General features: G+C 67.6%; 10 protein-coding genes. 5 read left to right on the forward strand and 5 right to left on the reverse strand.

Annotated elements, in window-relative coordinates:
- Positions 1–416 precede the first annotated feature (416 nt).
- The 3 genes from ACIBH4_RS37155 to ACIBH4_RS37165 are packed head-to-tail and all read right to left on the reverse strand — an operon-like array spanning position 417 to position 3,654.
- Positions 417–1,757, reverse strand: a complete 1,341-nt coding sequence (locus ACIBH4_RS37155; RefSeq protein WP_362768966.1) for a nitrilase-related carbon-nitrogen hydrolase — start codon at positions 1,755–1,757, stop codon at positions 417–419.
- Between the two features lie 36 nt (positions 1,758–1,793).
- A complete protein-coding gene (locus ACIBH4_RS37160; protein WP_362768963.1) occupies positions 1,794–2,480 on the reverse strand; it encodes a response regulator transcription factor in 687 nt (228 codons plus the stop codon).
- Positions 2,481–2,484: 4 nt separating this feature from the next.
- Complete coding sequence (locus ACIBH4_RS37165) at positions 2,485–3,654, reverse strand: sensor histidine kinase (RefSeq protein WP_362768960.1); 1,170 nt, start codon at positions 3,652–3,654, stop codon at positions 2,485–2,487.
- A 440-nt stretch (positions 3,655–4,094) separates the two neighbouring features.
- Between ACIBH4_RS37165 and ACIBH4_RS37170 the strand changes: the two genes are divergently transcribed.
- The 5 genes from ACIBH4_RS37170 to ACIBH4_RS37190 all read left to right on the forward strand — a co-directional run bounded on the left by ACIBH4_RS37170 (position 4,095) and on the right by ACIBH4_RS37190 (position 7,849).
- Positions 4,095–4,736: an HAD family hydrolase gene (locus ACIBH4_RS37170; RefSeq protein ID WP_362768957.1), complete on the forward strand. Its 642-nt coding sequence runs from the start codon at positions 4,095–4,097 to the stop codon at positions 4,734–4,736.
- Between the two features lie 11 nt (positions 4,737–4,747).
- A complete protein-coding gene (locus tag ACIBH4_RS37175; protein ID WP_362768955.1) occupies positions 4,748–5,926 on the forward strand; it encodes a helix-turn-helix transcriptional regulator in 1,179 nt (392 codons plus the stop codon).
- A 258-nt stretch (positions 5,927–6,184) separates the two neighbouring features.
- Positions 6,185–6,787, forward strand: a complete 603-nt coding sequence (locus tag ACIBH4_RS37180; protein ID WP_362768952.1) for a hypothetical protein — start codon at positions 6,185–6,187, stop codon at positions 6,785–6,787.
- Positions 6,784–7,218: a hypothetical protein gene (locus ACIBH4_RS37185; protein ID WP_362768949.1), complete on the forward strand. Its 435-nt coding sequence runs from the start codon at positions 6,784–6,786 to the stop codon at positions 7,216–7,218. Before ACIBH4_RS37180 ends, ACIBH4_RS37185 begins: the two co-directional genes overlap by 4 nt.
- Positions 7,202–7,849: a hypothetical protein gene (locus ACIBH4_RS37190; protein WP_362768947.1), complete on the forward strand. Its 648-nt coding sequence runs from the start codon at positions 7,202–7,204 to the stop codon at positions 7,847–7,849. The genes ACIBH4_RS37185 and ACIBH4_RS37190 overlap by 17 nt, the downstream gene beginning before the upstream one ends.
- A 295-nt stretch (positions 7,850–8,144) precedes the next feature.
- On the opposite strand, the gene ACIBH4_RS37195 is transcribed toward ACIBH4_RS37190, so the two are convergent.
- Together ACIBH4_RS37195 and ACIBH4_RS37200 are read right to left on the reverse strand one after the other, a co-directional pair.
- Positions 8,145–8,960: a class I SAM-dependent methyltransferase gene (locus ACIBH4_RS37195; protein ID WP_362769938.1), complete on the reverse strand. Its 816-nt coding sequence runs from the start codon at positions 8,958–8,960 to the stop codon at positions 8,145–8,147.
- 35 nt (positions 8,961–8,995) lie between these two features.
- Positions 8,996–9,772, reverse strand: coding sequence for a DUF6461 domain-containing protein (locus ACIBH4_RS37200; protein ID WP_362769940.1), 777 nt, complete (start codon positions 9,770–9,772; stop codon positions 8,996–8,998).
- Positions 9,773–10,124 lie beyond the last annotated feature (352 nt).

The following is a 10,124-nucleotide window of genomic DNA, read 5'->3' on the forward strand; positions in this document are numbered from 1 at the left end:
CTTCTCCCTGGAGGAGCTCGACCGACAGCGATCAGCACACCAGGCACGAACCCTCCCCGTCGTTCCCGCACACACCCGAACAGAGGTACAGCCAGGGGTACCTGCGAGAGAACATCCAGCTCAGAGAAAGGTCGACGGTTTTACAGCGGATCAACGATTCGGTTGGGCAACACTCTCCGAGCCGGACGTACGACCTTCGCGTCGGGTCCGACAACCGAGATCATCTCGCGCATATCCCGGATCTTGCTCTGTGCGGTCCTGGTGCCGGTGACGGCGTCCGGGGCCGCCAAATGAAATTGCCGTGTACCTAAAAGTGCAGGGCGGGTGATACTCCATCCGTGAACAAGATCTTCATACGACCTGCTGACCCCGGTGAGGCGGGGATGCTCACCGCGCTTACGCGCCGGTTACGGTCACTAGGACCTGTTCAAAGAGCGTGCAGGTGAGCCGGCCGGACTCTCGCTCACCGGGCCGGAGGATTTCTTCCGGGCCGACGCACCGAGCGCGAGCAGCAGCAACCCTGCCGAGGCCCACGCGGCCCAGTCTCCCAGGACGGTGTAGAGGGTGGCCGAGCCCTCCCGAGGCAGGGTGGCCGTGACCGTGGTCATGCCCGTCATGCCGGTGTGGCGCTCGGTCAGGATCCGGCCGCGGTTGTCGCTGACCGTGAGCCGTCCCCCACGTGCGGCGCGGGCCACCGCGAGGCCGTTCTCCACGCCGCGCACCACCGCCATGCGGCTGTGCAGCCACGCGTCCTCGCCGAAGTCCCAGGCCGGCGCGAGCAGGGCGGCGGCACCGGCCCTGCCGTACTCCCTGACCAGGCCGGGGAAGTCCAAATCCTTACAGATGATGAGGCCGAGCCGATTGCCGTCGAGGAAGGCCAGGCCGGTGCCGGGCCGGAATTGGCGCTCCACCCCGGGGATCATGTGGTGCTTGTCGTAGCGCACGCCGGAGGGGTAGCTCACCGCGCTGTTGGTCTCCATGGCGATCCCCGCGACCACCTCCACGCCCGGGCGGGCGAACGGCAGGTCGGCGGTCTTGAAAACCTTCTCGGGCAGCACCACGATCTCCGCCCCGCGGGCCACCGCGGCGTCCACGGCCTCGCCGTACCGGCGGACGAGCTGCTCGGAGTCGTCCGTCGCGACCAGCGCGACCTTCCGTCCCCCGGTGTCGGCGGGCGTCGCGAGCCGTACGAGACCATGGCCGAGCGTGAGCGCGACCAGCACACCCGAGACCATCGCCGCACGTGGCCGCAGGACCGCGACGGAGGCGGGCACGAACAGCAGGAGGAAGGTGATGCCCCATACCCCGGTGACCGAGGCGGTCTGCAGCACGGGCAGGACGTCGGCCTGCGTGTACGCCAGATTCCACCAGGCCCCGTGCGGCGCGGCGAGGTTCATGACGTACTCGGCGGTGACCCAGACGGCCGGTACGGCCGACGCCGCCGGCAGCGGCCTGCCGCGCACGATCAGGGTGCGGAAGAGCAGCACACCCAAGCCGTAACAGAGCGCGGGGCCGGCGATGAAGGCGGCGGCCAGCGCGGGTGGCATTTCAAGGGGTCCGGTGAAGTACGGCCACATCTGCGCCTGGCCGGTGAGCCAGACCAACGTCCCGGCGGCGAAAGCCGTACCCCCGCCTGCCCGGCGAGCCAGGAACAGGACAGGGATCGGCGCGAGCCAGGTGAGCCACCAGACGGGATGGAGACCGGTGCCGAAGTGCGTCAGGACGGCGGAGGCGAGGGTGAGCAGGATGCGTTCCATGCCGATGATCGTGCTTTCCCCCACCCCGCGGGCGCGTCACTCGCGGGTGTGATCTCCGTTGTCACTCCTGCCGGCGACCACCAGCCCGGACTCGTAGGCGAGCACCACGGCCTGGACCCGGTCCCGCAGGTCCAGCTTGGTGAGCATGCGGCTGACGTGTGTCTTGACCGTGTGCTCGGTGACCACGAGCGCGGCGGCGATCTCCGCGTTCGACAGGCCGTGCGCGACCAGCCTCAGCGTCTCGCGCTCGCGTTCGGTCAGTGCGTCCAGCCTGGCCGTCAGCCGGGGGGCGACACCGTGGGCGGGTCTGCGCACCAGGTCCTCAAGCAGCCTCCTGGTCGCCGCCGGGGCCAGCAGGGCCTCACCCGAGGCGACGGTACGGACGGCGTAGGCCAGCTCGTCGCGCCGGATGTCCTTCAGCAGGAAGCCGCTCGCCCCCGCCCGGACCGCGTCGTAGACGTACTCGTCGAGATCGAACATGGTCAGCACGAGTACCTTGGCAGCGGTGGTGGCGCAGATCTCCCTGGTCGCCTCGATGCCGTTCCTGCCCGGCATGCGCACGTCCATCAGGACCACGTCCGGCTGGAGCCGCCCGGCCGCGGCGATCGCCTCCTCGCCGTCGGCGGCCTCGCCGACCACCTCCATGTCCGGCTGCGCCCCCAGGATCAGCCCGAACGCCGCGCGGAAGAGGTCTTGGTCGTCGGCGATGAGCACCCGCAACATGCGGCTATTCAAGCGGAAATTCGGCTCTCACCATGAATCCCCCGCCCCGCCCCGCCTCGGCCCTGAACGTCCCGCCGCATGCCGCCGCCCGTTCTCGCATCCCGGCCAGCCCGTACCCGCCGCGCTCGCCCGGCCCTCGCCCGTCGTCGGTGATCTCCACCGTCAGGCGCTCCCCCCAGGTCAGAGCGAGGTGTACGGCACGCGTACCGGCGTGCTTGCGCACGTTGGTGAGCGCCTCCTGAACGATCCGGTAGACGGCGGCCTCAACGCTTTCGGCGACCGGGCGCGGGATACCGGCGGTCGTACTCACCACATCGAGACCGCTGCGGTCGAGCAACGCGGGGAGGTTGGCCAGACGTGGCTGGAACAGTGACTCGCTCAGGGGCTCGTCGGCATGGCCGCACGCCGGTCCGCCACCTTCGCCAGGGGCCCGCAGCGTGGTGAGCACCCCCCGGAGCTCGGCCAGCGCACCTCTTCCAATGTCGGCGATCGCGTCGAAAACCGCTTCGGCCCTGTCCGGGTCGCCGCGCACCACCACCGGCCCGGCTTCGGCCTGGACCACCATCAGCCCAACGGAGTGGGTGATGATGTCATGCATGTCGCGCGCGATCCGAGTGCGTTCCTCGGCCGCCGCCGCGATGTGCTCCTGCTCCAGCCGCCGCGCCCGCTCGGTCAGCTCGGCGGCTCGCGAGCGGCTCGCCCTGACACTGGTGCCCAGCGCGTAGGCGGCCACGAAGGCGGTCCCCACCAGCCGGAAGGTCTCGTCGTTCTCCCCCGGCAGCACCAACGAGGTCCCCACAGCCGCCACGATCGCCGGAATCGCCGCCAGCCTCTTCCACGTGGGACTCAGGTCGGCGATCGTGTAGACGGCCAGCAGCGGCCCGAAGGGCAGCAACGGCTTCTCCCAGGTCACCAACACCGACATCGCCGCCCCGACCACCACCGCCACCGCCATTGGCGCCCGCCTGCGCCACCCCACCGGCACCGACGCCAGCAGCCCCAGCCCGATGATCCACCACGGATCGGGATCGGGCAGAACAAGCGGCATCACCGTAGCCAGGACCACGCCCGCCGCAAGCACCCCGTCAACCACCCTGTCGGTCCGGCCCGCCGCGAACATCCGCCCATTATCCGGATCCATCCGCCCGCTGCCCTCACTCTCAAGAGTGATCATTCCCGCTACGCAGCCGGCAGGGTCCTACCCCTTGGCCCCGATGATCCCCTGATTCGCGGAGAAGAGCGGAACACTTCGTCGGTGAGATCTCGCACGGCTCAGACGGTGGTCGCAGATCGGTGGGGAGCGATCCTGTAAGGCGGCGTTGCTGTATCGACGCTGTACATCACCACTGTGGACGCAACCCTCAGCGCACCCTCTCGCCGCATGGAATGCTCGCTGCCCAGCCTGCAAACTCCTTCTGGACAAGCGCCTCACATCCACCTCTGGCGGACCGATCGCCTACGTGAGCGCAGCCAAAGCCTCCATGTAGTTGTAAACAGCTGACTACCGTCTTCCTCGCGTCGCCACACCCGCCGCTACAGCAAACCGCGCTCCGCGCTGGGAAAACGAGCGGATCATGCAATACAACGGCACCCCGCTGGCTTACCCTCCGAAGTGTGGTCACGACTGTGGTATTCGACATCGGCGAGACGCTGGTTCGCGATGACCGGTACTGGGGATCTTGGGCCGACTGGCTGAACGTTCCCCGCCATACCTTGTCCGCCCTGGTCGGTGCGGTAACAGCGCTGGGCATGGACAACGCGGAAGCGGTCCGTCTCCTGCGGCCGGGCATCGACCTGCACGCGGTGCGCCGGGCTCGCGAGGAGGCGGGCCAAGGCGAGTACCTCGACGAGAGCGACCTGTACCCCGATGTACGGCCCGGGTTGCAAGCCCTGCGCGACGCGGGGCTTCGTGTCTGCGTCGCCGGAAACCAGACGACCAGAGCAGGCGACCTCTTGCGAGGGCTGTCGATCCCCGCCGACGTGATCGTCACGTCGGAGGAATGGGGGGTCGCGAAACCCGATCCTGGATTCTTCGACCAGGTCGTTCGGCTCGCCCAGGCGCCTGCCCACGAAACGGTGTACGTAGGTGATCATCCTGCGAACGACATCATCCCCGCGAAAGCTCTCGGCCTGCGCACGTGCATGATCCGGCGTGGCCCCTGGGGACATCTGTGGGGCGCCGACGAAACCGTGCTGAAAGCGGTGGATTGGCAGATCGACAGCATCACGGAACTGCCATCTGTCCTGTCTGGATGAACGGAGCCAAGATGCCCCGCAAAGCCTCCGGCGAAGGCCCCGGGAGTCACATAGCCGCGATCCGCAGCGCGCGCCGCATGACCCAAGAAGAACTCGCCCTGGCAGCCCACATCTCCCTCAGTCTGCTCCGGAAGATCGAGCAAGGCACCCGTACCCCCAGTGACCCCGTCCTGGACGCCGTCGCCACGGCGTTGAGCGTTGACCCCTCCCGGCTCCTGGGGAACTCCAGCCGCCTCGACGGTCGCGTCCACGCCGCGATCCCCGCGTTTCGCGAGGTCATCGCCACCTACGACATTCCCGACGAGGGTCCGGTACGCCCTATGCCCGCGCTTCGAACAGCCGTCACCGGCGTAGTCCAAAAGCGCCTGAGCGCCCAGTACGTGCGACTGTCGCAGACCCTGCCCGAACTACTCGGCGAGCTCATCCGCGGGATGCACGCGCCAGGCGATCCAGCAGACATCTCGGCGCTGCTGGTGGCCGCCTACCGGGCAGCCGATGCGGTCGCCTACAAGTACGGCTACCTCGATCTGTCGGCTCGATTGATCGAGTTGATGCGCCAGACCTCGGCCCTCGCCGAAGATCCTTTGCTCAGTGCGTCCACGGCGTATGTCCGGACCGAGGTCTTCTTCGCTGCGCACACCTACCAGGCGGGCTTGCGCGCGCTCGAATCCGCGATCGACCAGCTGCCGCGAAAAGCCGGGCGTCTGCGTCTCGGCGTCCTGGGATCACTGCACATGAGGGCGGCCGTCATCGCAGCGCGAGCAGCCAATGCCGATGCCGCGATGACCCATCTGAGACAGGCACGGCAACTCGGTGACCAGGTCCCCGAGGACATCTACTACGGGACCGCGTTCGGCCCCTGCTCCGTCCGTGTTCACGAGGTATCCGTCGCTCTTGGTCTCGGAGATCGCCATCTCCAGCACGCCCTCGCCCTGGTCTGCGACTGGTCACCGCCGCCGGAAATGCATGCCGAGCGCCGCAGCGGCTTCTTCATCGACCTGGCCAGAGCACAGCTGTGGGCCGGTCAGAAAGACGCGGCCTTCGAGTCACTGCTGACCGCGCGCCGGATCGCACCACAGCACACACGTGAACACCCGTGGGTCCGTGAGGATGTCAAGACCCTGTTGCGCCTGCACCGGTCCAGCGGCGAAAGCCTGGTGGGTTTCGCTGAATGGGTGGGCGCGGTCTGACTTCTCGGTGACACAGACTGTGGCACTTCCACGAGAGGCAACGCAGCACCATGGTGACCGTTCGGATCGAAGCGTAGGCGAACAGTGACGACACGACTTGCCCACGCACAAGACGGAGCCCGTCACCGGTAGCTGACACCAGGACGGGCCCCTTGATCAGGAAGGTCCTCCTGACCCGTGAACAACCCTAATGCTCCGGTTCTTGACCGGACTACGGCAAGCGGCTGTTCCTGTTTCGCCGACGCGTCACCGCTGCCGATGGGATGCGCCGTCTGCGGACATGCCCCCTACGCTCATCACTGCCTTGGCCAGGCCACCGACCACGAGTACGCGCAGCCGACCGGCGAGCTGATGGCCCAGCGCCTGGAAGCGCGCCGCCGCACCGGCCCGCAGCCCTTCCCCCTCGTCGAGCAGCCCGTCGCCGTGGCACCCACCGAGGTCATCCCCCTGATCCCCGCGCAGCGCCGCTCCGAGCCGCCCGCACCGGCCGCTCCCACCGCACCCACGCCACTGCCCGAGCGGACGCCCTCCCTCTTCTCCCGCCCGGCCCGACGACCCGCCGCCACCGCACCGGCCCGACGCGACGACAACCGACGCCCCACGCCCCGCCCGGTCGAGACACGAACCGACCGCGCGACCCGCCTGGCGCTCGCCCGCGACACCCTCGCCCACCGCAGGGCCCGCACCGCCGCCAACTTGGCCGCTTCCTCGCCTCCGAGCATGGGCTTGAAGTCGGCCACCTGGCCGCTCGCCTTCCAGACCCTCCGGCCGGGGCCCACCGCCGCCCCCGGCCGGAGCCGCCCCCCGAACACCCCTTCACCCCGACGGCACCAGCCCCGCCGTTGGGAGGTCGCAGCATGAACGCGACCCCGCAAGGCACCCCCATGAGCAGGCGCGGCAGTGCTCCGGTTTCCCAGGCGTATGCCGCTCCGCCGCCCACCCCCGCCGAACAGCCGACCGCCGTCCAGCTCGCCGAGAAACTCGCCGCCATCCTGGACAACGTCTACGGCATCTCGACCGACGTCCACCCCCTCGCCTCCGGCAACGCCATCGTCTCCGTCTTCCTCGGCCTGCTCGCCTACACCGACGGCGAGAACTTCTGGTGGACCAGCCCCGAACGCAGCCACTCCAACCCGCCCCTGCTCAGCTCCGCGCTGAGGCTGCCCGTGGCCGCGGCCCAACTCGCCGAGCACCACCGGATCCTGCGCGCCCGCCCCGCCGCCAGCCTCCTGGAAAGCGAACTCCCGCTGCTGGCCGACGTCATCCCGGCACAGCATGTTGTCCCGCGCTGACGCCGACGCCACCCGCGCCGCCCGACAAGTGCAGCAGTACGCGCCGACCTGGCTGGTCATGTGGAGCCTGCGACACCGCCGCTTCGAGGCGTGGCAACTCACCGACCCACGCCAGTGCCGCATCATCCACGCCCAAAGCGCCGCCGAACTGTGGGACCTCATGCAGCAGGCCGACATCGAGCCGCAGGTCTCACCACCGCCGCTGTCGACCCTGGGGCTCGTTCCCCACCCCCGCGTCCTGCCCATAGGCCCCGACGAACAAGTCCCATCCCACCACTTCCCGCAGGAAAGGGGACCGGTCGTGATCCCGTCCCACGACACCCCCACAGACGACCGGGTGAACGCGTCCACCCGGCAGCCCGGCGCGATCACCGCCCTGAGACGTCTGCGAACCGAACTGCACGAACACCGGATCATCTCGGAGATCTTCTACGACGAAGGCCCACCCCGCCTCGTCCTCGGCGCCGACCTGACCGTGTGGGCCGACCACAACGGCGAGTTCTTCACCTGGGGCACCACCTTCATGGAAGAACCCGCCGAATCCGCCGCCGCCGATGACGTGCCGCAGGTCGCAGCCCGGATCGCCGAACGACTCGACGAGCACCGCACCGAGCCGAGAACGGCTCCATGAGCAGCGCGGCGGCACGGCGAGTGGCCTCCCGTGCCGTCGCGCTCACGACTCCCTGCGGGCGGTTGCACAACCAGGGGCCGCCCGCAGGGGCAGACGCGACGACCGTACGACCTCCTGCCTGGAAGGGCGTGACCTTCGGCCGAAATGATGGCTCCACCACCGTCGACGGGAAGATGAGCCTGTTCGGCATGGTGTTCAACCGTGACGGCTCACAGTTCGTCCGCTCCCACGCCTGGGGCTTTGGCTCCCAGGTTGGCTCCCAAGACCGCGGTGCCGATGGTGAACCGATCCTGCCTCAGACTTTCCCAAACGCCAGAAGGGCCGTGTGGGGGAGCCATAATGATCCGTCTGGACCGGTGAACTCAGTGCTGAGCAGGTCGAAGTGCCGTTTGATCTCCGCAATGAGCTCAGGAGGCTGACTGGCCACGACGTGCCCGGTGAATCCGACTCCGGCAACCGCACCGCTCCACCACTCCGCAGGCGTCGTGCGGTGATCCCAGTTGAGGGTCTGGCAGGAGACCTCGGCGAACCCGGCTTTATCGAGCAGAGCAGCGAAGCCCTGCTTCGTGTGCGGGAAGTCGTTCTCAAGAGAGAGCGGCGGGAGGTGAGCGGGCCGGGTCACGCCGACGGCCTGGATCGCTCGCCCGAGGAGGGCCTGCCCCGCTGCGGCTGGAACCGACCAGATCGTCAAAGCGATTCGTCCGCCTGGACGGGTCACGCGACGCAGCTCGGCCAACGCCGGTAGCGGCTGGCCAACATGATTGAGGACGAAGTTCGCCACCACGGCGTCGAACTCATCATCTCTGAAGGGAAGACTGGGTAGAGCGGCCACCTGCACATCAGCCGTCGAAATATTCAACGCCGCCATCTCGACCATGCTGGGTTCGGCGTCCACTGCAGTCACCTTGGCGCCCCGGCCGCAGGCAGCCGCCGCAGCAGTTCCCGTGCCGGTGCCAACATCGAGCACATGCGTTCCCAACCGGACTTCGGCGGCATCGAGCAGCCACTCGACGGGAAAAGCGCAGAGCCTGGCGAAAGAACCGGCGTACGCTCCGGCCTGCCCAGCCCAGATCAGACGCTCACTCTCATCGAATGCCGTCACAGTCGTCATCAACCCTCTCATAGGGAAGCTCACCCCACCTCTGCTCAATCCGATACAGGATCTTGGGAAGTGAGATATGGGCGCTCCTGGTCAAACCAATCCAGGCTCAGCCTGGCTCCTGTGGTCAGCTCGATCGTCGCCAGCGCCGCCGCTCGCCAGCTCTTCCCGTTCCTCCATTTGAAGTGCGGCGCCATGACCGCCAATTCGGGCCAGCGCGCCAGATTCGGCTCCTGTGCCCACGCCTCCGGGTACATGGCATCGACCATCAGGAGCAGCTCTCCATCGGCGGCGAAGGCGACGCTGTTGTTGGCGTTCACGTTCCAGTAGACGCTGTAGGCCCGTGCGCCGACACTGAGCCGTGAAAGCGTCGGCGGATGGACGCCGTGGTAGCCGTTGTCCTCGAACAACTCGGTCATCGGGCCGGATTGGCCCACCAGCATCGCCCAGGCGGCCTCGTCGGAGTAGTCGTCCTCGAAACGTGCCTTCTCGTGGATCTCATGGTTCGCGCCGCCACTCACTCGTTCCCCGATCTCGGCGAGCGTGAGCGGTTCACCGTTGTCGGGGACAACGACGGTCCAGCAGATAGCCGTCCCCAGCCAGTGATCTTTGAGAAGACGCCGGTAGTAGCGGTACATGTCGACGCCCGCGGGCCGCTCATCGCTCATGTCGTGAGACTCCGTCACTTCGGGTACGGGGAGTTCAGGATCTTCGCAGACGGGTGAGACAAAACAGGGGCTCATCAGCAGCCTCTCCGGCACATCGTCAGGGGCGGTGACGAAGGCAGCAGATCCCGTTGCTGTATATCGCTGCTGTACGGACACGAAAAAGACCCTCCGGGATGATCCCGAAGGGCCTTTGACCTGCTGTGCGGCCGGAGGTACTCGAAACCCCAACCTTCTGATCCGTAGGAGGAGCCTTACCCCACCGCCTTCATGCCTTTGACCTGACCAAACGCAGAGTCTGTGAGTTGACAACATCCCCTACGGGAAGGCATTGGGAATGATCATGGCCACAGAGCCCACCACCAAGTCACGTGACAGGTATGCGCGACCCGGTTCGCCAGACCTGTCCGTAGTATTGCCGCCAGCACTATCGCTGCTGCCAGCTACAGCCATTTAGCGCCACACTGGCAGATCGCTAAGCCCCAGCCACCATCACTGCCACCGCCACCGC

It is taken from the genome of Streptosporangium sp. NPDC050284, from assembly GCF_044459525.1.
GTDB lineage: Bacteria > Actinomycetota > Actinomycetes > Streptosporangiales > Streptosporangiaceae > Streptosporangium.

Bases quoted from the DNA above. Each gene is read 5' to 3' on its own strand.
- ACIBH4_RS37155 (WP_362768966.1), bottom strand. From the start codon at position 1,757: ATGGAACGCATCCTGCTCACCCTCGCCTCCGCCGTCCTGACGCACTTC.
- ACIBH4_RS37160 (WP_362768963.1), bottom strand. From the start codon at position 2,480: ATGTTGCGGGTGCTCATCGCCGACGACCAAGACCTCTTCCGCGCGGCG.
- ACIBH4_RS37165 (WP_362768960.1), bottom strand. From the start codon at position 3,654: ATGATCACTCTTGAGAGTGAGGGCAGCGGGCGGATGGATCCGGATAAT.
- ACIBH4_RS37175 (WP_362768955.1), top strand. From the start codon at position 4,748: ATGCCCCGCAAAGCCTCCGGCGAAGGCCCCGGGAGTCACATAGCCGCG.
- ACIBH4_RS37180 (WP_362768952.1), top strand. From the start codon at position 6,185: ATGGGATGCGCCGTCTGCGGACATGCCCCCTACGCTCATCACTGCCTT.
- ACIBH4_RS37185 (WP_362768949.1), top strand. From the start codon at position 6,784: ATGAACGCGACCCCGCAAGGCACCCCCATGAGCAGGCGCGGCAGTGCT.
- ACIBH4_RS37190 (WP_362768947.1), top strand. From the start codon at position 7,202: ATGTTGTCCCGCGCTGACGCCGACGCCACCCGCGCCGCCCGACAAGTG.
- ACIBH4_RS37195 (WP_362769938.1), bottom strand. From the start codon at position 8,960: ATGACGACTGTGACGGCATTCGATGAGAGTGAGCGTCTGATCTGGGCT.